Here is a 24,982-nt window from a genome sequence, read left to right on the forward strand (position 1 = left end):
CTCAGTCCGGCGAGTGGCCGGTGTAGAGACGGTCGATGTCGTCGGCGTACTTCTTCTCGACCAGGTGGCGCTTGATGCTGAGCTTGGGCGTCAGCAGGCCGTTGTCGATGGTGAACTCCTCGGGGATCACCAGCACCTTCTTGGGCACCTCGTAGCGCGCGAAGCCGGTCAGCCGCCCCAGCGTCTCGCGCTCGAACAACTCCTGCACCTTCGGCTGGCGGGCCAGCGCCTCGCGGTCCGCCGTCTCCATCGCCTGCCCCTTCGCCCAGGCGTCCAGCTGCTCGTAGTCGGGAACCACGAGCAGGCTGGGGAAGGCGCGCCGGTCGCCGATCATCACCACCTGCGCCACGTAGGGCGACATCGCCGCCAGGTTCTCGATGGGCGCGGGGGCCACGTTCTTTCCGCCGGCGGTCACGATGATGTTCTTCAGCCGGTCGGTGATGCGCAGGAAGCCGTCCTCCAGCTCGCCGATGTCGCCGGTGTGGAACCAGCCGTCCTCGTCAATCAGCTCGGCCGTGGCGTCGGGGTTGTTCCAGTACCCCTTCATCACGTGCGGGCCGCGGGTCAGGATCTCGCCCTCGTCGCTGATCGCCGCCTCCACGCCGGGGACGATGGGGCCCACCGTCCCCAGCCGCCACTTCGCCGGCTTGTTCACCGCGATCACGGGCGAGGTTTCCGTCAGCCCGTACCCCTCGTAGACGGGGAGGCCGGCGGCCCAGAAGAAGCGCGCGATCCCCGGCGCCAGCGGCGCGCCGCCGGAGATGAAGGTGCGCAGCCGCCCGCCCGTGCGCTCCCGCAGCTTCGAGAACACCAGCCGGTCCGCCAGCCGGTACTGCATCGCCGTCACGGCGCCGGGCTCGCGGCCGGCCATCCGCGCGTCCACCACCGCCTCGCCGGTGCGCCGCGCCCACCCCACGATCGCCTTCTTCACCCCCGTCACCCCGGTCACCTTCGTGTAGATCTTCTCGAAGAGGCGGGGGACGGAGACGGCCACGGTGGGGCGCACCTCCATCAGGTTGTCGGCCACCTTGTCCATCGATTCGGCGTAGGCGATGCCGATCCCCGAATCGAAGTACCAGTAGTCCACCATCCGCTCGAACACGTGCGACAGCGGGAGGAACGAGAGCGCCACGTCGCCCGGCTGCGGATCGAGCACCTCGTGCTGGCGGCAGGCGGCCACGTTGGAGCACAGGTTCCAGTGCGTGAGCATCACCCCCTTGGGCGCGCCGGTGGTCCCCGAGGTGTAGATGAGCGTCGCCACGTCGTCGCGGGTGACGGCCCGCGCGCCCTGCCGGAAGTCGCCCGCGCGCCCCCCGGCGATGGCCCGCTTCCCGTTCGCGACCACGTCATCGAAGCCGAGCACCCGGTCTTCCCCGCACCGCCCCTCGAAGCAGACGACCAGCTTCAGGTCGGGGAGCGCGTGGCGGATCTCCTGGATCTTGGCCAGCTGCGCGGCGTTGGAGACGCACACCGCCGCCGCGCCCGAGTCGCGCAGGATGTACTCCACCTGATGCGCGGGAAGGGTGGGGTACAGCGGCACGTCGATGCCGTGGATGCCGAGCACCGCGTAGTCGGCCACCACCCACTCGGGGCGGTTCTCGGAGAGGATGGCCACGCGCGCCCCCGGCCCGATCCCCGCCTCGCCCAGCCCCGCCGCGAACGCCGCCACGCGCGACTCCAGCTCCTGGTGGGAGATGGGGTGCCACTGGCCGCCCGCCTTGTACTGCAGCGCGTCCGGCCGCCTGTACCGGTCCACCGCGTCCAGGAAGAGCTTGAGGATGGTGTCGCGCTCCACGGCCGCGAGCGGAACGAGCGGGCTGCGAGTTTTGAGCGCGGTGGCGGTCCTGGGCATGGATGCCTGGGGAGAAGGTGCGAAAGTGCGAAGGTGCGAGAGTGCGAAAGTGCATCGCCGTGAGGATGATACACCCCGCGGGGCGCACGATTGTTCGCGAATATGCCGGGCGCGGCGGGCGCCGCACAAGGCGGGCGTCGAACGCTCGTTCGAGGAGGGGAACACGAGCCGGGGGAGCCGGCTGGCGCCGGCTCCCCCGTGCTCCCGAGGCGGGAGGCGCATTTCTGGGCCCGCAAACCGCGACGTCTGGGATCGCGGTGAGGTTGCGGGCGGCGAGACCGAGAAAACCCGGCGCGGAGAGCGCCGGCCGTTCAACATTCCCGCCGCGGAGAAGAGAAATATCCGTTCCGGTTCGAGCTCAGCGCCGAAATCGCGCGCAAATGCTTGAGATTAGATGAGATGCATGGGGACGAATGCGTCCGAATCGGTTGCAATCCGCGCTCTGCACCGCGATTTGCGGCGTGCGCGCCGGGCGCTGGTCGCGCGGGAAACGGCGTGGAGCGCGCCCGCGGCATCGCGCCCTCTCCGGCCGGCTCAGGCCGTCCACCTCTCCCGTACCGGGAGAGGTAGCCGTCACGCATCACCGTCACACAGAAGCATCGGCGGAAGATGCGGTTGCAGGCCGCGCGCATGTCAATCCAGCCCCCCTCGCCCGGAACGGGAGAGGGCGAGCGCTCTCAGGCGCGGGGAGAGGGCGCGAGGCCGCGGACGCGCACGGCCGGTTGGTCCCCGGACGCCAAAGCGCCCCGCGGCTGCTCTGCCGCGGGGCGCCTGGTATGATCCGCTGATCCGGTTCCTGCTCAGCCGCGGCTCAGCAGTACTGCTCGAAGGCGGTGACGAGGTCGCGGGCGATGGCGTCTGCCGTGCGTCCTTCGATCTGGTGGCGCTCCATCATGTAGGCCACGTCGCCGTCCTTCAGCAGCGCGATCGACGGCGACGAGGGCGGATAGCCGTGGATGTACTCACGGGCGCGGGCGGTGGCCTCCAGGTCCTGCCCGGCGAACACGGTGGTCATCTTCGGCGGCTTCTTCTGCGCCGCCTCCAGCGCCATGGCAATGCCGGGGCGCGCGTTGCGGGCCGCGCAGCCGCACATGCTGTTCACCACCAGCAGCGTGGGCTCCTTCGCATCGGCCAGCTCCTGGTCCACTTCCTCGGCCGTCTTCAGCTCCTGCACGCCAAGGCGCGTAAGCTCCTGGCGCATGGGCGTGATGAACCGCTCGTCGTAAGGCATCATCCACCTCCGGTTATGTGGCTCGAATCGGCGGGGCGCCGATTGGTTCACTGCTGTACGATACCCAATCTACACCACCCCGCAAGCCGCGTACAACCGTGAGATCCGGACATCTTCCCGGGAATGGAATTCCCGGGCAACAACCGCACAAAGTCCCTGCGGGACTGCCATCCGGTATCGCGGCGGTTCTGCAGCCTCGGCGCGATCCCCGCCAAGGTTGCGCCTCGGCATCCGAAGCGCGCCGGGGGCGAGGCCGCAGTCCGCGAAGCGGACTTTGTGCTTTTGTTGCCCGGGAATTCCATTCCCGGGAAGGGCCACCGCCCGCCAGCCATCCCGCTCTCACCACCCTCACCGCGGGTTGGGCACCCACGCCGTGTCGGCCACGCCGTAGCGGCGGTTGGCCAGGCGCGCGAGGGTGAAGAGGAGATCGGAGAGGCGATTGAGATACCTGATCTCGTCCGCCCCCACCGTGGCCTCGTGCGAGAGCGCGACCACGCGGCGCTCGGCGCGGCGGCAGACGGTGCGCGCCAGGTGCAGCGCCGCGCCTGCCGGCGCCCCGCCGGGGAGGATGAAGCTGGCCAGCGGCTCCAGCTCCGCGTCGGCCGCGTCGATCCAGCGCTCCAGCGCCTCGATGCGCGCCGCGTCCAGCGGCGGGATGAAGGCGTTCTCGCGGCCGCCGTCCTCCGGCGCGGGGGTGGCCAGGTTCGCGCCGAGGGTGAACAGGTCCGCCTGCACCTGCCGCAGCCCCGCCGCCATCTCCCCCTCCCCCGCCGCCTCCAGGTGCAGCACGACCAGGCCGAGCGTGGAGTTCAGCTCGTCGACCTCGCCGTAGGCGTCCACGCGCACGTGGTCCTTGGGCACGCGCCCGCCGCCGAACAATCCCGTCTCGCCGCGGTCGCCAGTCTTCGTGTAGATCTTCATCGTCATGCGGATTCCCCGTGGTCGAGCGCGGCGGCGGCGGCGCGGCCGAGCGTCCATTCCAGCCAGAGCAGGCGGCGCAGCACCTTGCGCGGCGTCCACTCCTCGCCGTCCAGCTCCACGCGCGCGCCGCGGCGGTCCGCGTCCAGATGGCCCAGATGCTGGACGACCAGCGCCATCGCCGTGTCCAGCCGCCCGATGGTCGAATCCGGCGTCTCCGCCATCGGCGACGCGCCCAGGCGGCCGAGCGTCCACCACTGGGCGCGGGCCAGCTCCTCCAGCACCTGGCGGATGGTCCACCCGCCCTCGGCCGGCGCGTCGAGCGCGGCGTCGACGCCGCGGCGGGGGATGCGGCGGATACGCGCGAGCAGCGTTCCGCGCAGGTCGCCCAGCAGCCGCACGCCATGCCGCAGCTCGTCGTCGCCCAGCGCGCGCAGGTCGGCGGCGAAGAGGGCGGCGCTCTCGCCGATGGCGGTCTTCGCGTCGGTCTCGATCCACTCGTCCACTGCGATCTCCAGCTCGGCGTCGGGCGGGGGGACGGGCTCGCCGACGGAGGCCAGGAAGCGCAGCCACTCGTTCAGGTCGCGCTCGAACGCCGCCAGCGCTTCGCCGGGAGATGCGCCCACGCCCGCGCACCCCGCTGCATCGAGCGGATGCACCCACAGGTATCCGTCCGCGCCCTGCTCCAGGCCGATGGAGATGCGGGTCGGGGATGTAGTCATCTATCTACAATTCAAAGAGTTAAAGACATCCGCGCGGGCGTCGGCGGCGGCTCGTTACGTCCGCATCGCGCCCTCTCCGGCCGGCTTAGGCCGTCCACCTCTCCCGTACCGGGAGAGGTAGCCATCCCGCATCTCCGCCACCCCGAAACATGGGTGCGGACAGAGGTTGCAGGCCCCGCGCATGGCTTGGCAGCCCCCCTCGCCCGGAACGGGAGAGGGCGAGCGCTCTAAGGCGCGGGGAGAGGGCGGCGCGGATGCATCCGAAGCGCACCTTGCTTCCCCTCTCCCCTCGCCTCTCGTCCCCCCGTCAATCCACCCCCGCCTCCAGCAGCTCCAGCGTCCCCGCATCCGCATCCAGCCTCGCCCGAACGCCCTCGGGGAGCGTCCAGTTGTCCTCGACGTGGCCGAAGGGAAAGCCGTACGCGACGGGGATTCCCAGATCGCCCAGGCGATCACAGAGGACGTCGATGGCTTCGGGCTGATCGTCGCCGTTGGGTGTGACCTCGGTGAAGCCGCCGAGCGCGACACCGGCAACCCTGTCCAGCACGCCCGCCAGCCGCAACTGCGTCAGCAGGCGGTCCAGCCGGTACGCGGCCTCGCCGACCTCCTCGAGGAAGAGGATCGCGCCGTCCGCGTCGACCGCGAACCGCGTCCCCACCGTCGCGGCGACGAGCGCGAGGTTGCCGCCGACGAGCCGGCCCTCCGCCGCACCGGGGGCGATCGTCTCCGCGAGGCCGGTATCGTCCGGGAACGGGAGAACGCCCGCGGGCCCGGTGCCGGTGAGCGCGCGGAGCAGCCCATCTTCCGAGAACGCGGTCAGGTTTTCCGTCGCGGGATGGGGACCGTGGAAGGAGACGATCCCCAGGCGCTGGATGGCCAGGTGGAGCGTGGTGTTGTCGCTGAAGCCGATCACCGGCTTCGGGCGGCGGGCCAGCGCGTGCCAGTCGATGGCGTCCAGAATGCGCATCACGCCGTAGCCGCCGCGCAGGCACCAGACCGCGTCCACCGCATCGTCGCGGAGCGCCGCGTTGAAGTCCGCCACACGATCGCCATCGGGCGCGGAAAGGTAGCCGTGGCGGCCGCGCGCGTGCTCGCCCACCACGGCCTCCCATCCCCATCCCCCCAGCCGTTCGACCGCCCGCTCCACCGCGCCCTCGCTCAGCGGACCGGCGGGGGCGACGAGCGCGACGCGGGCGCCTGGCTTCAGCGCGGGCGGCCGGATCACGCCGCGCCTCCCGCGAGCAGCGCCAGCACGACGGCCGCCGCCGCGGCGATGCCGGACGCCGCCAGGAACGGCGCGGAGAGCCCCACGTGCTGCAGCGCCACGCCGCCGATCACCGGCCCGGCCACGCGCCCCAGCGCGGAGAGCGACTGGTAGACGCCCAGCAGCCGCCCCTGCTCGCCCGCCCCGCCCTGGTGCGAGATCAGCGACGACACCGACGGCGACGCCATCCCCTGCCCCAGCGCGAGCACGCCGACGCCGGCGAGCAGCAGCGCCATCGACGTCGCCAGCGCCGCGGCGGCGAGGCCGGCGGCGATCAGCGCCATCCCCAGCAGCGCCGTCCGCCGCTCGCCGGCGCGCTTCACCATCCGCCCGACCAGCGCGCCCTGGGCGATGACGGAGACGACGCCGAGGTACGCGAACAGGTACGCCACGCTGTGCGCGGAGACGTGCCAGCGCGCGTCCGCCCACAGGCTGAACGTCCCCTCCATCGCCGCGAAGGCCAGCGTGGCCAGGAAGCCGGCGGCGTACAGCGCGCGCAGCCGCCCGCTCGTCGCCCCGCCGAAGAGGAGGCGCAGGCGGTCGGCCAGCCCGAAGCCGCGCGACTGCGCCTGCCGCCGCGCGGGCGGGAGCGACTCGGGGAGGCGGACGACCGCCAGAAGCGCGTTGGCCAGCGTCACCCCCGCCGCGGCCAGGAACGGCGCCGCCATGCCGTAGCGCGACAGCACGCCCCCGATCGCCGGGCCCACCACGAAGCCCAGCCCGAACGCCGCGCCGATCATCCCCATCCCCTTCGCGCGGTCCTCGGGGCCGGTGACGTCGGCGACGTAGGCCTGCGCCACGCCCACGTTGGCGCCCGCCAGCCCGTTGGCCGCGCGGGCGACGAAGAGCACCGGGAGCGAGCCGGCGAGGCCGAAGGCCAGGTACGACGCGGCCGAGCCGAAGAGCCCCAGGAGCAGCACCGGGCGCCGGCCCACGCGGTCGGAAACGCGCCCCCACCACGGCGCGAAGAAGAACTGCATGAGCGAGTACACGGCCAGCAGCCAGGCCACGGCCACCGGCCCGGCGCCGAAGCGCGCGGCGTACAGCGGGAGGAGGGGGATGACGATGCCGAACCCCACCAGGTCCAGGAACACGGTGAGGAACACGACGGCCAGCGGCGAGCGCCCGGCGGCCGGCGGGCGCGCGGCGGCGGCCCCGTCAGCGCCCGAAGGGGAGCCGGGCGAGGCTGCGGAGGTCGTTGATCTGGTCGAGGACGGACTTCTCACCCTTCGCTTGCCCTTCAGCCGGGGCGGTGCGCGGCCCGGCGAGGGCGTCGCGCACGTCCAGGATCGCTTCCAGGTACAGCTGGTCGCGGCGGAAATCGAGATCCAGCCGCGCCTGCTCGCGCTCGTCGCCCGCGGCCCGGGCGCGCGCGTAGTGCTCGCGGTACACCGCCTCCAGGTTGGCGATCAGGTGCTCGCGCGGTCGTGGCACGGCGATTTCCCCCTCTCGCGGCAGGGCGGCGGCGTCTGCGTGATGGGCGGAAGATACCACCCGCGCGCGGGGCGTGACAACGCGCGGCCGGGTCGGCAGATTCAGCGCCGAGCGGGGATAGGGGACAGGGGACAGGGGACAGAGGACAGGGAGACGACGACGTGCAGGAAGACGCGCGCATCACTGCGCTGATGAAGATGGCGGAGTCGCGGCCGGACGACCCGCGGCCGCGCTTCGGCCTGGCGCTGGAGTTCGAGAAGGCGGGTCGATGGGAAGATGCCGCCCGCGAGCTGCGCGAATACCTCGCCCTCACCGACGACGAGGGAAACGCGTACGGCCGGCTCGGCAAAGCGCTCCGCGAGCTGGGCCGCGACGACGAGGCGAAGGCCGCCTACCAGCAGGGCATCGACGCCGCCTACCGCCACGGCCACCCTACGATGGCCGGCGAGTTCGAGGACGTGCTGGAGAATTGGGACTGAACCGAAGTACGAAAGTACGAGGAGTACGGAAGTACGAAACAGCATCGGGTCAGATCAGAACGCCGGCGTGCCCAGGTGTCCTCGCAGCCGGAGCCGGCTTCCGAGCCGAACAGCCTCGCGCAGTTTGCGAGGCTTCCCGTAGTTGTTGCTGCGGCTTCAGCCGCCGGTGAGAGGGCAGCCGCGCTGCGCCGGAATCGTCCCACCACCAACTTCCGCACTTCCCTTCACGCCTGCGCCGGCGGCGCGAACGCCGCCAGCGCGCGCATCCGCACGATCGTCTCGATCTCGTACGCGATCGACTCCACGGACCGGCCGTCGGTGGGGATGGAGATGTCGGCGAGGCGATACAGGTCTTCGCGCGCCTCGATCATCTCCGCGATGCGCGGCACGGGATCGTCCAACTCGCGGAAGGGTCGCTCGATGGTGTCCATCTTCAGCCGCCGCGCCGTCTCCTCCGGCGACACCTTCAGCCACACCGCCAGCGTGTCGCCGCCCAGCCTCCGCAGCAGCTCCGGGCGCGTGATCCACCCGCCGCCGGGCGCGAGAACCAGGTAGGGCGTCTCGGCGACCTCCTCCGTGAGCGCCGCCTCCATCTCGCGCAGCGCCGACTGCCCGTCGCCCTGCACCAGGTCGCCGATGGTGCGTCCCTCCCGACGCTCGATCTCCACGTCGAAGTCCAGGAACCGCCACTCCAGCCGCCGCGCGAGCGCCTGCCCTACGGTGCTCTTCCCCGCCGTCATGTAGCCCAGCAGGACGACGCGCACCACCGCCCGGGGGATCGGCGGCGCGGACGAATGATTCGGCGGCGGTGGGGCGTCGCTCATGGCTGCGATGGAGGATGGCGGATCAGGATTGTCGCGGGTTGCGTGCGGCGGAGAGCAGGATGCGCGCCGGGAGAACGCGAGACGAGCATCGGCGCCGCGAGGCGACATCCTGCCCGCCCGGCTGGCCCCCTCCCCCGGCCCGTCCACCCGCTCCGCGGGGGGAGGGGAGAGCTCATCGCACGACAGTTTACTCCGCTACGACCCTGCTTCGGCCGGCGCTGCGAGTTCCGCGATCAGCTCCATCAGCTCCAGGCCGACATCCAGCATCCGCCCGTCCGCGTCCACGGCGGGGTCGTACGCGGTGATCGCGGCGGCGGCGATGGGGACGCGGGCGGCAAGGTCGCGGATGAAGCGCCGCACCTCGTCCGCGGTGAGGCCGGCGGCGGGCTGGAAGCCGTTCGCGCGGCCGGCCTCGGGCGCGTGCACGTCCAGGTCTACGTGCAGGTAGATGCGCTGCACGCGCGCGGCGAAGGCGTCCAGCTGCGACGCCGCATCGTCGCGGTCGCGCGCCGCGGCGGGCCCGAGCGCCAGGATGCGCGAGTGGTCGAGGAAGCGCTGCTCGCCCTCGTCCAGGTCGCGCGCGCCGGCGAGCAGAACGTGCTCCTCCGGCATCGCCGCGAAGCCGTCGATCCGCCGCGCGAGTCCCGTCCAGCAGCGGCCCAGCACCGTCGCGAGCGCCATCCCGTCCAGCATCCCGCTCACGGTCGTCTCCGGAGTGTTCAGGTCGCCGTGCGCGTCCAGCCAGACCACGCCGGTGCCGGCGGAGGGGAGCGCCGCCAGCGTTCCGACCGCGGAGAAGCAGTTCCCCGCCAGCACCAGCGGCAGCGATCCGCGCCCCAGCGCCGTCCGTACCGCGAAGGCGGTCGCGCGCGCCAGGTCGAACGCCGTGGCGATCTCCGTCGCCAGCTCCGGCTCCACGCCCACGGCGGTCTCGCGCACGCTCCCGGCGACCGCGCGCAGCCGCTCCGCCGCGCCCGCCTCGGCGAAGCGCAGCGGCCCCGCGCCCATCCGCTTGCCGCGATGCCCCGAGTCGTACGGCACCGTGATCAGGTCGATCGACATCCCGCCACCTCCCGGTCTCGCGTGATGCGCGCAATCTAAACGTCAGGACCACGCCGGGCAGCAGAGGAGCGGAGGCGTTCAGCATCCCCCTCTGCTCCTCCAGAGAGGGGCGAATGAATTCGCGGCAACAACGGCCCGAAGTCCGCCTTCGCGGACTCCCTCGCCGCCATCTTCGCTGATCCGGAATGCCGCTCAGGACTGTCTCTGCGTGAGATCGCCGTCGAGAGCGCAGGAAAAAGGGCGGAGCACCTCGCGGCGCTCCGCCCTCCGTCACTCCTCTCCGCGTCTCCGCGTCTCCGCGTGAGACCCGGTCAGCTCTCGTCCTCGCCGCGGAACTGGTCTTCGACATCGAACGGCTCGGGCCCGTCGTCGTCGGTCAGCTCGTCGACGATGTCCTCCACCGGCGGCGGCACCTCGTCCAGCTCGTCGCCGTCGTCTTCGGATTCGACGTCCAGCATCTCCTCCAGCGCGGTCGAGCCCACGATCTCCTGCGCGCCCTCGGCGTCGGCATCGGCCAGGATGGGGCGCGGCTCCTCGTCCTCGTTCACCACGCGGGCCACGTCCATCACGGTGTCGCCCTTCTCCAGGTTCACCAGCTTCACGCCCATGGTGTTGCGGCCGATCAGCCGGATTCCGTCCACCGCCTGCCGGTTCACGATCCCCTGGCGGGTGATCAGCACCAGCTCGTCGTGCGGGTGCACCACCTTCATCGCGACGACGTGCCCCGTCTTCCCGGCCATCTTGATGTTGATCACGCCCTTGCCGCCGCGCCGCTGCAGCCGGTACGCGTCCAGCTCGGTGCGCTTGCCCAGGCCCAGCTCGGTGACCACCAGCAGGTGGTTGCCGCGCTTGGCGACGACCATCCCCACCAGGAAGTCGCCCTCCTCCAGCGAGATCCCGCGCACGCCGGTGGTGGCGCGCCCCATCTCGCGCACGTGCGTCTCGGGGAAGCGGATGGCCATCCCCGCGTGCGTGGCCAGCACCACCTCGCACCCGCCGTCACTGAGCTGCACGTCGATCAGCTCGTCGTCCTCCAGCACGTTGATGGCGTTCAGCCCCACGCGCCGCGGGTTGCCGTAGGCGGAAAGCACCGTCTTCTTCACCGTGCCCTTGCGCGTGGCGAAGATCAGGAAGCGGTCGTGGCTGAACTCGCGCACCGGCACCAGCGCCGCCACCCGGTCGTCGGCGTCGATGTTGATCAGGTTCACCACCGGCTTGCCGCGGCTGGTGCGCTGCCCCTGCGGGATCTCGTGCACCTTCAGCCAGTAGCACTGCCCCTGCCGGGTGAAGAACATCAGGTAGTCGTGGGTGCTGGCCAGGAACACCTGCTCCACCCAGTCCTCCTCCTTCGTCCCCATCCCGGCGATCCCCCGCCCGCCGCGCGCCTGCGAGCGGTAGGTGTCGCTGGGGATGCGCTTGATGTACCCCGAGTGGCTGACGGTGATGACCATCTCCTCGTCGGGGATCAGGTCCTCGATGGAGAGCCCCGCCGTGTCGCCCAGGATGTCGGTGCGCCGCTCGTCGCCGTACTTGTCGGCCACTTCGAGCAGCTCTTCCTTGATGATGCTGAAGCGGCGCTCGCGGTCGCCCAGGATGTCCTCCAGGTCGGCGATGGTCGCCCGCAGCTCGCCCAGCTCCGCCTCCAGCTGCTCGATCTCCAGCCCGGTGAGGCGTGCCAGGCGCATGTTCAGGATGGCGTCGCTCTGCCGGTTCGACAGCTCGAAGCGGTCGCGCAGCCGCGTCCCCGCCTCGTCCGTCGTCGCCGACGAGCGGATGATGCCGATCACCTCGTCGATGTGGTCGACGGCGATCTTGAGGCCTTCCAAGATGTGCTCGCGCTCGCGCGCCTTGCGCAGCTCGAACTCGGTGCGCCGCACCACCACGTCGTGGCGGTGGGCCACGAAGTGACGCAGCATGTCCTTCAGCGGCATCACCTTGGGCTCGCCGTTGTGCAGGGCGAGCATGATCACGCCGAAGGTGCTCTGCAGCTGCGTGTGCTTGAACAGCTGGTTCAGCACGATGTGGGGGATGGCGTCGCGCTTCAGGTCGATGACCACGCGGATGCGCTTGTCGCTCTCGTCGCGCAGGTCGCTGATCCCCTCCAGCTTCTTGTCGCGCACCAGCTCGGCGATGTGCTCGATCAGGCGCGACTTGTTGACCATGAAGGGGATCTCGGTGACGATGATGCGCTCGCCGCCGCGCCCGCCGTCCTTCTCCTCGATCTCGGCCCGCGCGCGCACGATCACCCGCCCGCGCCCGGTCTCGTACGCCTCGCGGATCCCGTCGCGCCCGTAGATCACGCCGCCGGTCGGGAAGTCCGGCCCGCGCACGAACTGCATCAGCGCGGCGTTGTCGGCGTCGGGGTGGTCGATCAGGTGCACGCAGGCGGCGACGACTTCCCGCAGGTTGTGCGGCGGGATGTTCGTCGCCATCCCCACCGCGATCCCGCTCGACCCGTTGACCAGGAGGTTGGGGATGCGCGCGGGAAGGACGCGCGGCTCCACCAGCCGGTCGTCGTAGTTGGGGGCGAAGTCGACGGTTTCCTTGTCGATGTCCGCCAGCATCTCCGTCGCCAGCGGCGCGAGGCGCGATTCGGTGTACCGGTACGCCGCCGCGCTGTCGCCGTCGATGGAGCCGAAGTTCCCCTGGCCGTCGACCAGCGGGTAGCGCAGCGAGAAGTCCTGCACCATGCGCACGAGCGAGTCGTACACCGACGCGTCGCCGTGCGGGTGGTACTTGCCCAGCACGTCGCCGACCACGGTCGCGCTCTTCTTGTAGGGGCGGTTGGGGGCCAGCCCGGCCTCGTGCATGGCGAACAGGATGCGCCGGTGCACCGGCTTCAGCCCGTCGCGCACGTCGGGAAGGGCGCGCTGCACGATCACGCTCATCGAATAGTCGATGAACGACTCGCGCATCTCGTCTTCGATCAGGCGCGGCAGGACCCGGGCGGTGGGCCCGGGAACGTTCGCCTCGTCGCCGTTCTCGGGCATGTCGGGGGGCGTGATGTCGTCGGCCATTCAGCGTGTCGTGGGAGCGTCGGAGAACCTTGTCCCGGCGTGGTTCGCGGGACCCGGACTGATACCCCGGAAGGCGGGCTGCGTGCCCGTGCGCGGGCGCGCGCGAGGGACCCGGGAAGCTACGCGCCGCCACGCCTTTCCGCCAGTTGCGACGACGCGGTGGACAGGGGAAGTGCGGAAGTGCGGAAGTGCGGAAGTGCGGAAGTGCGGAAGTGCGGAAGTGCGGAAGTGCGTCAAAATAATTGCGGGGCCGCGGATCGTGTCCGCGGCCCGTCGTTGTTGCTGCGGCTTCAGCCGCCCCTCGCACCTCACTGCTGGCTCTGGATCCTCCCCTGCAGCTGCACGGCGCGCATGGTGATGAAAGGCGGAAGCGGGTGCTTGATGCGGTGGTGCGCCTCCTCCCGCGCGTATTCGCGGGTGATGACCTCCACCAGCGCGCCGCCCATGTACACGTTGATGTGGAAGATCTCCTGCGCGGGAATCGTCCGCAGCTCCTCCAGCCCGAACATCGATGGCTGGCCGTCGATCCACACTCCCACCGATTCGGGGAGCCCGCGGATGGTGGCGCAGTTGGAGCCCGGCGCCGTCGCGGTGCACGGCATGGCGTGGATCCCCGCGTAGTCGCCCAGGAACGCCAGCGTGTTCCCGCCGGAGTACGTGTCGAACATCCGCGCGTCGAACGAGCGCGCGCTCACCGTCGACCGCTCGGTGCGCGTCAGCAGGCTGTTGCCGAACACCTTCAGCTCCTCCAGCGCCAGCGGCTCCGGCGCCAGCCGCACCACCACCGAGTCGTCCTTCTCCAGCGTCAGGTTGGCGCGGATGGCGTGGTACCCCAGCCGCTCCATCTCCACGTCGTACGTCCCCGCCGGCATGGGGGGCAGCACGAAGCCGCCGCTCGAGTCGGTGTAGACCGCCACGTTCCGCGTGGGGATCGCCACCCTGGCCGCGGTGAGCGGATGTCCGTCCGCGCGGTCGAGCAGCTGTCCGCGCACGATGACACGCTCCGCGCGCTGCCCCGCGGCCGGCGCGGCGAGCACGATCGACGGCAGCAGCATGGCGGCGGCAATCAAACCCTTGCGGAACATAGTCTTGTGGAGATTCATGGCCATGACGGGGAAGGATGAACGTCGGCCGGCATCGCCCGCGGCTTTACGCCGGCGGCCCGTCGAACGCGGCATCTTCCGCGCCCGGGCGCTTGCGCGCAACCCGCACCAGCATGGGTACCGGGACCTTCGCGGGAACGCCGTCCGATTCGCACCTCACCCGCTCCACGTCGTCCCGGAAGGCGTGCCGCCCGCTCGCGAGCACGCGGGGAAAGCGGTCGTTCGGCGCGAGCGTCGCGGCGAGCGCGGGGCTGATCCACTCTAGCACCTCGCGGGCCGCCGCATGCTGCTCCTCCAGGTCGCGCCAGTGCCAGATCGGCTCGTGGTGGAAGGCGCGGTTGCGCAGCAGCCGGACGCGGTTCAGCCGCGACGAGATCGTCTTGCGCTTGCGCATCTGCGGCGGCACCGCGGGAAAGACGGCCGGGAGCAGGTGCGGCCAGAGCACCTGCCGGTGCTCGTAGCGCACGTCCAGCAGCGCCGTCCAGAATCCGAACGTCAGCTCCGCGATCAGATGCGGCGCGTCCAGCGGCTTCCCACGCGAACGGAGCGCCGACTTCGCCGCCTCCACCCGGCTCCGCTCCTCCGGCGCAAGGATCGGCGGATCGGCATCCAGCCAGCACGGAACATGGAGATGGGATGCCCCCGCAAACCGCTGCTGCGCGGCGTCGAACAGGCTGTTCCGCAGCGCAACCTCCAGCCCGTGCAGCGCCGGATACAGCGCCTCGGAGAGCGCCATGTTCCACAGGTACGTGGAGACCACGCCGACGTCGTCGTCACCGCGAAAGCGGTACGAGCCCAGCCGCTCGCGCGAGAGCGCGCGCCACATCGAATCCAGGTAGGGGGCTTGCAAAATGGCCGGCTCCGGTGTATTGTTGTCGGCACAGCCCCCGGGTTAATCCTCTGCGCAAGCATGATCCCGGGGTCTTTCTTTTGCCCCTCCCCAAAGTTGATGGAGTTTACGGGGCGAAGGCGAACATAATCGCCACTTCTTTGACTCGCAAGAGATTTAAAGGAGCGGTGAGATAAACGAAGAGGCGCCCCGGTCAGGGGCGCCTCTTCGTGCATCTGGATTGCGGCCCGCTGTCAGGTCGCGGCGACCCTCACCTTGGGCGCGGCCACCTCGGGCTCGGGGGTGAAGTCCTCGCCGGGGTTGATGAAGCGGTCGCTCTCCAGCGCGTACTGGCGGTCGTGCAGCTCGCGGTAGCGGCCGCGCAGCGCCATCAACTCGGCGTGCGTGCCGCGCTCCACGATCTCGCCCTTCTCCAGCACCAGGATCTGGTCCGCGCTGCGGATCGTCGAAAGACGGTGGGCGATGACGAAGCTGGTGCGCCCCTCGCGCAGGCGCCGGAGGCCCTGCTGGATCTTGTACTCGCTCTCGCTGTCCAGGCTCGACGTAGCCTCGTCGAGGATCAGGATGCGCGGGTCCGCCAGCAGCGCGCGGGCGATGGCGATGCGCTGCCGCTGCCCGCCCGAGAGCTTGATCCCCCGCTCGCCCACGATGGTGTCGTACCCCTCGCTGAAGGCGCGGATGAACTCGTCGGCGTTGGCCAGCTCCGCCACTTCTTCGATCTCGGCGCGGGTGGCGTCGGGGCGCGCGAAGCGGATGTTGTCGGCCACGGTGCCGTCGAACAGGAAGTTCTCCTGCAGCACCACCCCCAGCTGCGCGCGGTAGTCGGCCAGCTTCACCTCGTCCAGGTCGCGCCCGTCCACCAGCACGCGCCCCCGGGTCGGCCGGTTGAAGGCCATCACCAGGCTCACCAGCGTGCTCTTCCCCGAGCCGCTGCTGCCGACGAGCGCGGTCGTGGTCCCCGCGGGCGCGTCCACCGTCACGTCGCGCAGCACGGGCTGCCCCTCGTTGTACTCGTACCACACGCGCTCCAGCCGCACGTCGCCGCGGATCAGGTCCAGGTGGTCGCGCGTGGCGTCCTCCTGGTCCTCCGTCCGCATCCCCAGGATCTCGCGGATGCGGTCCAGCCCGGCGAACGCCTCGGTGATCTGCGTGCCGATGCTGGCGATCTGCATCACCGGCGCGGCCAGCACGGCGGTGAAGGCCAGATAGCTGAACAGGTCGCCCACGGTCATCTGCTTCGCGATGATCGCCCGGCCGCCGACCAGGATCACCACGACCGCCACGAGGCCGATCACCACCGTGGCCGCCGAGGTGACGGCGGAGATGCCGGTGATGGAGCGCGCCACGTTGCGGAACAGGCGGTGCGCGCCGCGGGTGAACACGCGCTCCTCGCGCTTCTCCGTCCCGTACGCCTTCACCACGCGGATGCCGCCCAGCGTCTCGTTCAGCCGCCCCGTGACCTCGGCCGTGATCTGCCCGCGCTCGCGGAAGAGGGGGCGCAGCTTCGTGAAGGTGATCCCCATCACCGCGCCAAAGGCGATGAGGATGCCGACGATCCAGAGGGTGAGCTGCCAGTTGAGGTACAGGAGCGCGGCGACCGCGAACACCGCGGTGATGGCGCCGCCCACCAGCTGCACCAGCCCCGTGCCCACCAGGTTCCGGATCCCCTCCGCGTCGGTCATGATGCGGGAGATGAGGATGCCGGTCTGCGTGCCGTCGTAGTAGCGCACCGGCAGCCGGGTGACGTGCTGCATCACCCGCCGCCGCATGTCGGTGATGGCGCGCTGCGCGGTGATGCTGATGATCTGCGACAGCGCGAACGAGCCCACCGCCTGGATCAGCGTGGCGCCGGCCACCACCAGCGCCAGCGGCATCAGCAGCCCGGTGTCGCCGCCGTTGATCACGCGGTCGATGACGAACTTGGGCGCGGCGGGAAGCACCAGCCCCGCCAGCCGGCTCAGGATGGTCAGCACCATCCCCAGCGCCAGGTAGCGCCGGTGGTGCCAGATCAGCGCACGGGCCTCGCGCCACGCCTCGGGCGAGCCCATCGCCTTCTTCTTCTTTTTGCCGCCGCCGTTCGGGTCGGGGGTCGCCAAGCGAATCAATCCTCTCCAGGCCGGTCCGCGGTGGAACCGGCGTCGATTTTCGTTCCGGGTGCGTGGGTGGGTACGCGCCGGTGGGGAGCGGGCCGATCCCTCATCGAAGCGGGTCGGCGAAGCCGGTGGATACACCGCCGGGCGAAGTACGCTCCGGCGCGATGCCAATCTATCGCCCGGCGCGGCCCCGCGCCCGCCCCTGCGTCACGCCAGGGCGAGCGCGCGCGTCCCGGCCAGCGCGTCGCGCAGGGGGACGCGCTCGGGCGCGGGGCCGGGGCGGATGATGATCCCCGCCGGCTCGCCGTCCTCGTCCTCCGCCAGCGCGGCGAGGGCGGGAAGCTCGGGGTCGATGGGCACTCCGCGGGGAAGCGTCAGCAGCGCGAACATTTGTCCATCTTCCGTGTGGGAACGCCGCCCCGGCGCGGTGCCGGGGCGGCCCGTCCGCCGCGCTCAGCTCGCGGCGACCTCGTCCAGCGTGGGATAGTCGGTGTAGCCGCGCGCGTCGCCGCCGTAGAAGGTGGCGCGGTCCGGCTCGTTCAGCGGCGCCCCCTCGCGCAGGCGGCGCGGCAGGTCCGGGTTGGCCAGGAACGCCGCCCCGAACGACACCAGGTCCGCCTCGCCGCGCGCGATGGCCTCGCCGGCCGCCTCGCCCGTGTAGCCGCCGTTGGCGATCAGCGGGCCGCGGAAGATGGCCCGGAGCGCCGGCGTCACCCGCGGCCCCGGCGCCGCCATGGGCCCGGAGAGCGCCTCGATCACGTGCAGGTACGCCAGCCCGAACGGGTTCAGCGCGTACGCCGCGTAAGAGAACGTGGCCTCGGGGTCCGAGTCGGACATCCCGTTGGCCGCCACGCGGGGCGACAGGCGCACGCCCACGCGGTCGCCGCCCCACACGTCCACCACCGCCTGCGTGACCTCGGTCAGAAAGCGCACGCGGTTGTTCAGGCTGCCGCCGTAGCGGTCGGTGCGCTGGTTGCTGCCGTCGCGCAGGAACTGGTCGATCAGGTAGCCGTTGGCGCCGTGCAGCTCCACCCCGTCGAACCCCGCCTCGTACGCCCTCCGCGCGCCGTGGGCGAACTGCTCCACCACGCCGGCGATCTCCTCCGTCTCCAGCGCGCGGGGGGTGACGTAGGTCTGCATCCCCTCGTACGTGAACACCTGCCCCTCGAAGCCGATGGCCGAGGGGGCCACGGGGAGCTCGCCGCCGTGGAAGGACGGATGCGACACCCGCCCCGTGTGCCAGAGCTGCGCGAAGATGCGGCCGCCCCCGGCGTGCACCGCGTTGGTCACCCCGCGCCACGCGGCCACCTGCTCGTCGCCGTAGATGCCGGGCGTGTTTGTGTACCCCACCCCCTGCGGCGACACCTGCGTTCCCTCGCTCACGATCAGCCCCGCGGACGCGCGCTGGCGGTAGTACTCCACCGCCAGCTCCGTCACCACGTTCCCGTCGGCGGCGCGGCTGCGCGTCATGGGCGCCATCACCAGCCGGTTGCGCAGCTCGTACGGGCCGAGCTGGAAGGGCGTGAACAGATTCCGATCCGTGTTTCTGCCGTTCATCTGCGTTCCTGGTTCCTTTCCCCGTCGTCGCCACGTTCGTGACACAAACGCAACCGTAATCGTTACAGTTGCAGATACGGACACACCGGTCCCCACGTCTCCCCTGCCCGATTCCTCACCCGCGCGTCGCCGTCAGGGCCGCGGCGCCGGGTTCCCGCCGGTGCGCTCCGTGGCCAGGCGCGGCACCCCGCGCGAGGTCCGCAGCCGCGCGATCACCGTCTCGCGCGCGTCGCGGTCCAGCTCCACCCGCACCTCGCGGGGGTGGAACCCCGGCGCCGCCGCGCGCAGCGTGTACCGCCCGGGCGGCACCGCCGCGAAGTCGAATCCCCCCGTCTCCCCCGTCGTCGCCTTGCGGGGCGCGGCGCCGCTGTCCGCGGACACCAGCGCCACCTCCGCGCGGGCCACGGGGTTCCCCACCGCGTCCGTCACCCGCCCCAGCACCCGCCCGGCCTGCGCCGCCGCCGGCACGGCCAGGGAAAGGAGGGCGCCCGCCACCACCGCCACCCGGACCCAGTCGATCCCCACGCCGATCTTCCGCATCGTGCCCTCCTCTCCCTGGTCCCGCGCTCCCGCCGCACCGTCAACCGCAACTGCTTTGGTTACAGATAGATGGACAGCAAACCGCGTCCGCGGTGGCCGCTCAGGCCTGCTGGCGGACGGCCTCCGCGTGCGCCCCGGCGAAGCTCTCGCCGCAGCAGCCGTCCATGCCCGCGCGCCGCATCACCTCGCGCCCCACGTCGGCGATGGTGACCTCGCCCAGCACCCCTTCCATCGCCTGGTGCGCGCGGCAGAAGATGGGGCGCAGCACGTCGCGGATGTTGCCGCCCACGTTGCAGGCGCGCGACGGCTCCGACGGGTGCAGCGAGAACAGCTCGTCGCCGTCCTCCACCGCCCGGTACACGTCCAGCAGGGAAATGTCGCCCGGCTCGCGGGCCAGCGACGCGCCGCCGCCCACGCCGGGCTGCACGCTCACCATCCCGGCGTTGCGCAGCGCGCCGATGATGCGGCGCACCACCACGGGGTTGGTGTTCACGCTCGCCGCGATGCGCTCCGAGGTCACCGCCTCGGACCGCTTCCAGGCCATGTAGGCCAGCACGTGCACCGCGACCGCCACCCTGCTGCTGATCATCTCCCTGCTTCCACTCCGTGGGACCGAATCTGTAACCAGATTAGTTTCGATTAGGCCGGATGTCAAGCCATGCCTCCCATCCGCCGCTCGCCCGGACGCATCCATCTTCGACGCTCAATGGCACATTCGACCACGCCGCCCGGATCGTCGGAAGAGAATCAACCGCTTCCAGAACGAGAATGAAAGCGGAGATACGGAAGGCGGGGGATGATGACGACACATCCGGTTAGACAATCTGCATTGTTAAATGTGACGTATTCAGATAATGTGATGTCACCGATGGCCCGCGTCGCTCGCGATCAAACCCGAAAGGAAATCCCATGAACAGGAAGCTGAAGCTGAACGCAGAGGATCTCACGATCGAGTCGTTCGTCGCGGCCGAGCCGGCCGAGGTGCTGGGAACGGTGAAGGCGCAGGACATGTACGCCTCGAGCCTGCTGACCTGCATCGACACCAACTGCGGCAAGACGTACTGCACCACGAAGTCGCCCTGCGCCTGTTGAGCCGCCGCTGAACCCGGCGCCCGCACGCACGCCCCCGCCGGCGCGGGCCTCCGGTGCGGACGGGCGCCGTCTTCCCTCCCCGGCTTCGCACATCTCCTCATACCGGATCTGGCAATCACCTCTGCATTACAAACGCACAGAGAGACGTCATCCTGAGGCCGGCCACACTGTCGTTGCCCTCGCACGGACGGTTGCAGGCCGAAGGATCTACAGGTGAGGTCGCACGTGCGCTTCCGAATTGCACGATCGATCTCGAATCCGGTTTCACATCACATTACGATCATCGTCGGCGCGGCGCGGCTTGGTGGCGCCGCGGCGGGCGCGTACATTGGCGGCGGATCCCCGGACGAATCGCCATCTCCCGCACGCGCCGCATCTCCATGCCCCTGCGCCCCTTCACCATCGACCCCGACATCGCCCGCGCGGAGACGCTGCCGGCGGAGGTGTACCACGACCCCGCGTGGTACGCGCTGCAGCGGGAGCGGGTGTTCGCGCGCAGCTGGCAGATGGTGCGCGGCGCCGAGCGGGTGAAGGCGCCCGGACACCTTCTGCCGTTCACCCTGCTGGAGGGGTGCCTGGACGAGCCGCTGGTGCTGGCCTGCGGCGACGACGGCGAGGCGCGCTGCCTGAGCAACGTCTGCACGCACCGGGGGACAGTCGTCTGCGAGGGCGAGACGCACGCGCACGGGCTGCGCTGCCGCTACCACGGCCGCCGCTTCGCGCTGGACGGGAAGATGACGTTCATGCCCGAGTTCGAGGGCGTGCAAAACTTCCCCTCGCCCGCCGACGACCTGCCGCGGCTGCCGCTGGAGCGCTGGGGCCCGCTGCACTTTACCGCGCTGGACCCCGCGTGCGGGTTCGACGAGTGGATCGGGCCGGTGCGCGAGCGCGTGGGCTTTCTCCCGCTGGACGAGTTCGTCTATGACGCCGCCACCAGCCGCGACTACCTGATCTCGGCCAACTGGGCGCTGTACGTGGACAACTACCTGGAGGAGTTCCACATCCCGTACGTGCACGCCTCTCTCAGCGACGCGCTGGACTACTCCACGTACCGAACGGAGACGTTCGACTGGTGCAGCCTGCAGCTGGGCACCACGAAGCACGCCGCCGAGGCGTTCGCGCTCCCGCCCGGGCACCCGGACGAGGGGACGCGGGTGGCGGCGTACTACTGGTGGCTCTTTCCCAACCTGATGCTGAACTTCTATCCGTGGGGGCTGTCGGTGAACCTGGTGCAGCCGCTGGGCCCCGAGCGCACCCGCGTGTCGTTCCTCAGCTACGTCTGGGACGCCACCAAGCGCGAGCAGGGCGCCGGCGCCGGCCTCCACCGCGTGGAGATGGAGGATGAGGAGGTGGTGGAGGCGGTGCAGAAAGGCGTCAAATCGCGCCTCTACCACCGCGGCCGCTACTCACCGCGGCGGGAGGTGGGAACGCACCACTTCCATACGCTGCTGGAGCACACGGCGCACTGACGAAACAGACAGGGACGCGGGCCGGCGGCACATGCCGCCGGCCCGACATCGTTCCTGCTGCCGTGGTCCGCTCGCGATCAGCCGTTCTGCTGCTCGCCGTTGCCGTTCTGGCCCTGCTGGCCGCCGCTCACCTGCTGGGCGGTAGCGTTGCCGCCCACGTCGATCTTGCGGCGGCGGGCCTTCTCGCTCTTGGGGATGCGCACGGTCAGCACGCCGTCCTCGAAGGCGGCCTGGATGCCGTCGGCGTCCACGTCGCGCGGGAGAACGAACGAGCGCGCGAAGGTGCCGTAGCGGCGCTCGGCCAGGTGGTAGCGCCCGTCCTGCCCCTCGGTGCGCTCCTCGCGCTTCTCGCCGCGGATGGTCAGGACGTTGTTCTCCACGTCCACCTCGATGTTGTCGCGCTTCAGGCCGGGCATCTCCACGTGCACGCGGATCTCGCGCTCGGTCTCGACCACGTCGGTCTCGGGGGCACGCATCAGGTTGCCGCCGGCGCGCGCGCCGGTGTTGCCGAACACCTGGTCCAGCAGCCCGAACGGATCGGCCGGGGCCCAGCGGTTGGTGGTGGGGGTGATGGCCATGGTTCTCATCTCCTGTGTTGACGGTTCATCGGCCCGCAATGGCCGTTGACACGGGAACTCTCCCGATGGGGCGGGCGTCGTCTGCCCGCCGGCTGGCCCCGTGAAAAGGCAAGCGGCAGACCAGTTTCCGTCAGTCAAAACGACAAACCGGCCGCGCATTCCGGCAGTCGATTCTGCATCGGCGGCAGAGCACGGCGGTGGACGTCGGGAATTTCTGGCGACGTCGATCATCGGCCGCAGCCCGCATCTCCAAAACGACGAAAAGCCTCGCAAACGGCGCCAGGCTCTCGGCGCGGCCGGGGCCCGTCGGGATCCCGGCGCTGCTTCGTGGATTCGGGGCCCGCCCGGTCTAGGGAGCCTCGGGCTCGGAGGGTTCGTAGGAGAGATCGGCCCAGGCGATGTTCACGGTCGTGGGCCCCAGCTCGCCGGGCTTCGTCTTGATGATGTTCACGTTCGCGATGCCGGTGCCGAACGGCTGGAGCTGCTGCTCGATCTGCACCCCCGTGGTGCCCTGCATGGTGTGCAGCAGGGCGTGCTTCATCACCCGCCCGCCGGGCGAGACCACCAGCAGGACCACGTCGGTGGCCGGCATCCCGCCGGCCAGGATCTGCGGATAGTACCGCTCCAGCGCGGCGCGCGGGGTAAGCGGCGAAGCGGGCGCGGCCCCGGCCGCCGCGGCCGCCGGAGCCGGGGCGCCGGGCGGGCTGGCGGCGGGCACGCGAGCCGCGCATCCGGCCAGCGCCAGCACGGCGAACGGGAGGAAACGGTAGCGATGGCGCGCGGTCATGGAACGGGCCCTCCATCCGGAGATCGGGGGTTTCGGCCGGGGCGGGATCATTCCTCGCCTCCGCCGCGCAGACGGTCCTCCAGCAGCTTCTGCATCCGCCGCAGCTCGTCGTCGCTCAGCCCGCGGTCGGATACCAGCTGGGTGAGGAGCAGCTCCGGCGAGTCCTTGAACAGCTTGCGGGTGATGCGGCGCAGCACGCTGGTCCCCGCGTCCTGCCGGCGGACCAGCGGGTGGTAGCGGTACGCCTTCCCGGCCTCGACGTGGCCCACGTACCCCTTCTCCTCCAGCGTGCGGAGAACGGTGAGCACGGTGGTGTACGCCAGGTCGTCGGGCAGCCGGTCGCGCACCTCGGCCACGGACCCGCCGCCCAGGTCCCAGAGCACGCCCATCACGTCCAGCTCGCGGTCGGTGAATGCGATCTCCACGTCCGGCTCCCGGTTCGTTCAGCGGCTGGCGGCGTCGCGCGTCTCGGGCGAGAAGCGCAGGTACATGCGCACGGGTGTGGCGCCGTGCGTGGGCTGCATGACCAGCGAGGCCACGACCTGCCGCGCCACGGGCTCCAGCTCGGCCGGGCTCGCGGCGACCTGGACGTCGCGCGCCTTGCCGTCGGCACCCACGGTGTAGGTGACGGTGGCGCTCCCGGTGAGCCCCGCGGCGGCCATCGCCGGCGTGTAGAAGCGCCGCATCGCCGCTCCGACGTCGTCCATGTCCGGAGCACCGCCGGCCTCGGTCCTTGTCGGCACCCCGGCCGCGGCCGTCCCCCCGTCAACCTCCGAGACGCGCATCTTGAACCGGGCCGTCGCGGTCTCGCGGGCGATGCCGTCGGCCCCGGTCTCGCTGCGGCGCATCGGCATCGCCTCACCCTCGCCCTTCAACTGCACCCACACGATCCCGACGCGGGTCGGCCCCAGCTCGCCGGCGGGGCGCTTCATGACGTCCACCGAGCGGATGGTGCCGTTCGGGATGTCGCCCGCCAGCGTCCCCAGCCCGGTGCCGTCGGCGCCGGCCGCGATGCGCTCGTGCCGCACCACCTGCCCGTCGGGCGCCAGGACGAAGAGGAGGCGCTCGTTCTCGCCCATCCCGCTCTCCAGCACCTGCGGGAAATACCGTGCGACGGCGTTGCGCGGCGTCAGGGGGATCTTGGGGAAGCTCGGCTCCTCGCCCGGCGCGCGGTAGAGGGCGCGCGCGGTGGCGGTGGACGGCTGCGTGGGCGCGGGCGTCTCGCAGGCGGCGGCGGCGAGCGCGGCGGCCACGGCGCCGAAGGAGATGGCGCGGAGGAGCGGGCGGCGGACACGGGGTGCGGTCATGATGCGGATTCTCCGTTCGAGGGACGACACCGGTTCGGCGAAGGCCGCCGCGGCCAGGCGGGAGTGGACCGTGCGGCGGCCGACTTCCAGCAGCACCGCGCCGTAGGCGCCCACGTCGGCGCGGCGGCCAAGGACGCGCGCGTCGCAGTCCACCTCCACGGCCAGGCGCAGCCGGCGCAGCTGCCACCACACGGCGGGGTTCCACGGCGTCAGCGCGGCCACCAGCAGGGCCAGGGCGAGGAGGCGCGGATCGCCCGCGCGGACGTGCTCCTGCTCGTGCTCCAGCACCAGCCGCCGCGCCCCGGGGTCGGCGTCTACCGCCCAGCGGGGGAGGACGATGCGCGAGCGGAGGAGCCCCACCACCGCCGGCCCCGTCTCGCCGGAGACGAGGACGGGGATGCCGTCGATCTCCACGCGCGCCCAGCGGCGGCGGCGGCGCCCGAGCACGCCCGCCATCCCCGCGAGCGCCAGCACCACCGCGGCCGACGACGCGCCCCAGACGGCGGCGAGCGGCGCGTCCAGCCGAGCGGGGTCGAACGCGGGGCGCACCTTGCGCGGCAACGTCGCCACCGTCGCCGCGACCTCCACGCCGCGCAGGGTGATGGCCGCAGGGGCGCGAGCGGGACGGAGCGTCGGGAGGAGGCGGACGGCCGCGGGGACGGCGAGCGTCAGCACCAGCGCGGCCGCCCATCCCCAGCGCGTGGCCCAGCCGAGCGGGCGCACGGCCCGCTCCAGCGCCAGCGCGCCGAGGCTCAGCAGCACACCCACCGCCGCGCAGTACAGCATCCAGTAAGCGATCATCG

At 71.2% G+C, this 24,982-nt stretch carries 24 protein-coding genes; 3 read left to right on the plus strand and 21 right to left on the minus strand.

Annotated elements, in window-relative coordinates; all coding sequences use genetic code 11:
• Position 1: 1 nt before the first annotated feature.
• The 7 genes from VLK66_RS17795 to VLK66_RS17825 all read right to left on the minus strand — a co-directional run bounded on the left by VLK66_RS17795 (position 2) and on the right by VLK66_RS17825 (position 7,421).
• Positions 2-1,852: a long-chain fatty acid--CoA ligase gene (locus VLK66_RS17795; RefSeq protein WP_325310803.1), complete on the minus strand. Its 1,851-nt coding sequence runs from the start codon at positions 1,850-1,852 to the stop codon at positions 2-4.
• An 811-nt stretch (positions 1,853-2,663) separates the two neighbouring features.
• Positions 2,664-3,086 (minus strand): BrxA/BrxB family bacilliredoxin, encoded by a 423-nt coding sequence (locus VLK66_RS17800; RefSeq protein WP_325310804.1) that lies wholly within the window; start codon positions 3,084-3,086, stop codon positions 2,664-2,666.
• 345 nt (positions 3,087-3,431) lie between these two features.
• Positions 3,432-4,004, minus strand: a complete 573-nt coding sequence (locus VLK66_RS17805; protein ID WP_349260517.1) for a cob(I)yrinic acid a,c-diamide adenosyltransferase — start codon at positions 4,002-4,004, stop codon at positions 3,432-3,434.
• Between the two features lie 2 nt (positions 4,005-4,006).
• A complete protein-coding gene (locus tag VLK66_RS17810) occupies positions 4,007-4,723 on the minus strand; it encodes a hypothetical protein (RefSeq protein ID WP_325310806.1) in 717 nt (238 codons plus the stop codon).
• A 307-nt stretch (positions 4,724-5,030) separates the two neighbouring features.
• On the minus strand, positions 5,031-5,948 hold the full coding sequence (locus VLK66_RS17815; RefSeq protein WP_325310807.1) for an LD-carboxypeptidase: 918 nt from the start codon (positions 5,946-5,948) through the stop codon (positions 5,031-5,033).
• The gene (locus tag VLK66_RS17820; protein ID WP_325310808.1) at positions 5,945-7,093 is read right to left on the minus strand and encodes an MFS transporter; all 1,149 of its coding nucleotides are present in this window, start codon (positions 7,091-7,093) and stop codon (positions 5,945-5,947) included. Before VLK66_RS17820 ends, VLK66_RS17815 begins: the two co-directional genes overlap by 4 nt.
• A gap of 52 nt (positions 7,094-7,145) precedes the next feature.
• Complete coding sequence (locus VLK66_RS17825; protein ID WP_325310809.1) at positions 7,146-7,421, minus strand: hypothetical protein; 276 nt, start codon at positions 7,419-7,421, stop codon at positions 7,146-7,148.
• Between the two features lie 161 nt (positions 7,422-7,582).
• Between VLK66_RS17825 and VLK66_RS17830 the strand changes: the two genes are divergently transcribed.
• Positions 7,583-7,900 (plus strand): tetratricopeptide repeat protein, encoded by a 318-nt coding sequence (locus VLK66_RS17830; RefSeq protein WP_325310810.1) that lies wholly within the window; start codon positions 7,583-7,585, stop codon positions 7,898-7,900.
• Between the two features lie 224 nt (positions 7,901-8,124).
• Here the strand turns inward: VLK66_RS17830 and VLK66_RS17835 are convergent, their stop codons facing one another.
• From VLK66_RS17835 to VLK66_RS17880, 10 genes are all read right to left on the minus strand, one after another.
• On the minus strand, positions 8,125-8,724 hold the full coding sequence (locus VLK66_RS17835; protein ID WP_325310811.1) for a shikimate kinase: 600 nt from the start codon (positions 8,722-8,724) through the stop codon (positions 8,125-8,127).
• A 195-nt stretch (positions 8,725-8,919) separates the two neighbouring features.
• On the minus strand, positions 8,920-9,786 hold the full coding sequence (locus VLK66_RS17840) for an arginase family protein (protein WP_325310812.1): 867 nt from the start codon (positions 9,784-9,786) through the stop codon (positions 8,920-8,922).
• Positions 9,787-10,097: 311 nt separating this feature from the next.
• Complete coding sequence (gene gyrA, locus VLK66_RS17845; RefSeq protein ID WP_414676498.1) at positions 10,098-12,776, minus strand: DNA gyrase subunit A; 2,679 nt, start codon at positions 12,774-12,776, stop codon at positions 10,098-10,100.
• Between the two features lie 335 nt (positions 12,777-13,111).
• Positions 13,112-13,906 (minus strand): carboxypeptidase regulatory-like domain-containing protein, encoded by a 795-nt coding sequence (locus VLK66_RS17850; RefSeq protein WP_325310814.1) that lies wholly within the window; start codon positions 13,904-13,906, stop codon positions 13,112-13,114.
• Positions 13,907-13,952: 46 nt separating this feature from the next.
• Positions 13,953-14,756: a hypothetical protein gene (locus VLK66_RS17855; RefSeq protein WP_325310815.1), complete on the minus strand. Its 804-nt coding sequence runs from the start codon at positions 14,754-14,756 to the stop codon at positions 13,953-13,955.
• A gap of 233 nt (positions 14,757-14,989) precedes the next feature.
• Positions 14,990-16,852: an ABC transporter ATP-binding protein gene (locus VLK66_RS17860; RefSeq protein WP_325310816.1), complete on the minus strand. Its 1,863-nt coding sequence runs from the start codon at positions 16,850-16,852 to the stop codon at positions 14,990-14,992.
• A 204-nt stretch (positions 16,853-17,056) separates the two neighbouring features.
• Positions 17,057-17,239: a hypothetical protein gene (locus VLK66_RS17865; RefSeq protein WP_325310817.1), complete on the minus strand. Its 183-nt coding sequence runs from the start codon at positions 17,237-17,239 to the stop codon at positions 17,057-17,059.
• A 63-nt stretch (positions 17,240-17,302) separates the two neighbouring features.
• The gene (locus tag VLK66_RS17870; RefSeq protein WP_325310818.1) at positions 17,303-18,406 is read right to left on the minus strand and encodes an alkene reductase; all 1,104 of its coding nucleotides are present in this window, start codon (positions 18,404-18,406) and stop codon (positions 17,303-17,305) included.
• A gap of 132 nt (positions 18,407-18,538) precedes the next feature.
• Positions 18,539-18,946: a carboxypeptidase-like regulatory domain-containing protein gene (locus tag VLK66_RS17875; RefSeq protein ID WP_325310819.1), complete on the minus strand. Its 408-nt coding sequence runs from the start codon at positions 18,944-18,946 to the stop codon at positions 18,539-18,541.
• A gap of 100 nt (positions 18,947-19,046) precedes the next feature.
• The gene (locus VLK66_RS17880) at positions 19,047-19,535 is read right to left on the minus strand and encodes an Rrf2 family transcriptional regulator (RefSeq protein ID WP_325310820.1); all 489 of its coding nucleotides are present in this window, start codon (positions 19,533-19,535) and stop codon (positions 19,047-19,049) included.
• 320 nt (positions 19,536-19,855) lie between these two features.
• Here VLK66_RS17880 and VLK66_RS17885 point away from each other — a divergent pair, with 320 nt between their 5' ends.
• Entirely contained in the window at positions 19,856-20,038 is a 183-nt protein-coding gene (locus tag VLK66_RS17885) for a hypothetical protein (protein WP_325310821.1), read from the plus strand.
• 380 nt (positions 20,039-20,418) lie between these two features.
• Positions 20,419-21,507, plus strand: coding sequence for an aromatic ring-hydroxylating oxygenase subunit alpha (locus VLK66_RS17890; RefSeq protein ID WP_325310822.1), 1,089 nt, complete (start codon positions 20,419-20,421; stop codon positions 21,505-21,507).
• A 77-nt stretch (positions 21,508-21,584) separates the two neighbouring features.
• Here the strand turns inward: VLK66_RS17890 and VLK66_RS17895 are convergent, their stop codons facing one another.
• From VLK66_RS17895 to VLK66_RS17910, 4 genes are all read right to left on the minus strand, one after another.
• A complete protein-coding gene (locus VLK66_RS17895) occupies positions 21,585-22,085 on the minus strand; it encodes an Hsp20/alpha crystallin family protein (RefSeq protein WP_325310823.1) in 501 nt (166 codons plus the stop codon).
• Positions 22,086-22,434: 349 nt separating this feature from the next.
• Positions 22,435-22,872 carry a hypothetical protein gene (locus tag VLK66_RS17900; RefSeq protein ID WP_325310824.1) on the minus strand — a complete coding sequence of 146 codons (438 nt, stop codon included), beginning with the start codon at positions 22,870-22,872 and terminating at the stop codon, positions 22,435-22,437.
• A 47-nt stretch (positions 22,873-22,919) separates the two neighbouring features.
• Entirely contained in the window at positions 22,920-23,297 is a 378-nt protein-coding gene (locus VLK66_RS17905) for a BlaI/MecI/CopY family transcriptional regulator (protein WP_325310825.1), read from the minus strand.
• 18 nt (positions 23,298-23,315) lie between these two features.
• Positions 23,316-24,980, minus strand: coding sequence for a M56 family metallopeptidase (locus tag VLK66_RS17910; RefSeq protein ID WP_325310826.1), 1,665 nt, complete (start codon positions 24,978-24,980; stop codon positions 23,316-23,318).
• Positions 24,981-24,982 lie beyond the last annotated feature (2 nt).

Source organism: Longimicrobium sp., assembly GCF_035474595.1.
GTDB lineage: Bacteria > Gemmatimonadota > Gemmatimonadetes > Longimicrobiales > Longimicrobiaceae > Longimicrobium.

What these genes read in the sequence shown, in the direction of transcription:
- VLK66_RS17910 (WP_325310826.1), bottom strand. Translation starts at nt 24,980, where the DNA reads ATGATCGCTTACTGGATGCTGTACTGCGCGGCGGTGGGTGTGCTGCTG.
- VLK66_RS17865 (WP_325310817.1), bottom strand. Translation starts at nt 17,239, where the DNA reads ATGTTCGCGCTGCTGACGCTTCCCCGCGGAGTGCCCATCGACCCCGAG.
- VLK66_RS17890 (WP_325310822.1), top strand. Translation starts at nt 20,419, where the DNA reads ATGCCCCTGCGCCCCTTCACCATCGACCCCGACATCGCCCGCGCGGAG.
- VLK66_RS17805 (WP_349260517.1), bottom strand. Translation starts at nt 4,004, where the DNA reads ATGAAGATCTACACGAAGACTGGCGACCGCGGCGAGACGGGATTGTTC.
- VLK66_RS17895 (WP_325310823.1), bottom strand. Translation starts at nt 22,085, where the DNA reads ATGGCCATCACCCCCACCACCAACCGCTGGGCCCCGGCCGATCCGTTC.
- VLK66_RS17810 (WP_325310806.1), bottom strand. Translation starts at nt 4,723, where the DNA reads ATGACTACATCCCCGACCCGCATCTCCATCGGCCTGGAGCAGGGCGCG.
- VLK66_RS17885 (WP_325310821.1), top strand. Translation starts at nt 19,856, where the DNA reads ATGAACAGGAAGCTGAAGCTGAACGCAGAGGATCTCACGATCGAGTCG.
- VLK66_RS17880 (WP_325310820.1), bottom strand. Translation starts at nt 19,535, where the DNA reads ATGATCAGCAGCAGGGTGGCGGTCGCGGTGCACGTGCTGGCCTACATG.
- VLK66_RS17870 (WP_325310818.1), bottom strand. Translation starts at nt 18,406, where the DNA reads ATGAACGGCAGAAACACGGATCGGAATCTGTTCACGCCCTTCCAGCTC.
- VLK66_RS17800 (WP_325310804.1), bottom strand. Translation starts at nt 3,086, where the DNA reads ATGATGCCTTACGACGAGCGGTTCATCACGCCCATGCGCCAGGAGCTT.
- VLK66_RS17875 (WP_325310819.1), bottom strand. Translation starts at nt 18,946, where the DNA reads ATGCGGAAGATCGGCGTGGGGATCGACTGGGTCCGGGTGGCGGTGGTG.
- VLK66_RS17795 (WP_325310803.1), bottom strand. Translation starts at nt 1,852, where the DNA reads ATGCCCAGGACCGCCACCGCGCTCAAAACTCGCAGCCCGCTCGTTCCG.
- VLK66_RS17835 (WP_325310811.1), bottom strand. Translation starts at nt 8,724, where the DNA reads ATGAGCGACGCCCCACCGCCGCCGAATCATTCGTCCGCGCCGCCGATC.
- VLK66_RS17840 (WP_325310812.1), bottom strand. Translation starts at nt 9,786, where the DNA reads ATGTCGATCGACCTGATCACGGTGCCGTACGACTCGGGGCATCGCGGC.
- VLK66_RS17900 (WP_325310824.1), bottom strand. Translation starts at nt 22,872, where the DNA reads ATGACCGCGCGCCATCGCTACCGTTTCCTCCCGTTCGCCGTGCTGGCG.
- gyrA (WP_414676498.1), bottom strand. Translation starts at nt 12,776, where the DNA reads ATGCCCGAGAACGGCGACGAGGCGAACGTTCCCGGGCCCACCGCCCGG.
- VLK66_RS17850 (WP_325310814.1), bottom strand. Translation starts at nt 13,906, where the DNA reads ATGAATCTCCACAAGACTATGTTCCGCAAGGGTTTGATTGCCGCCGCC.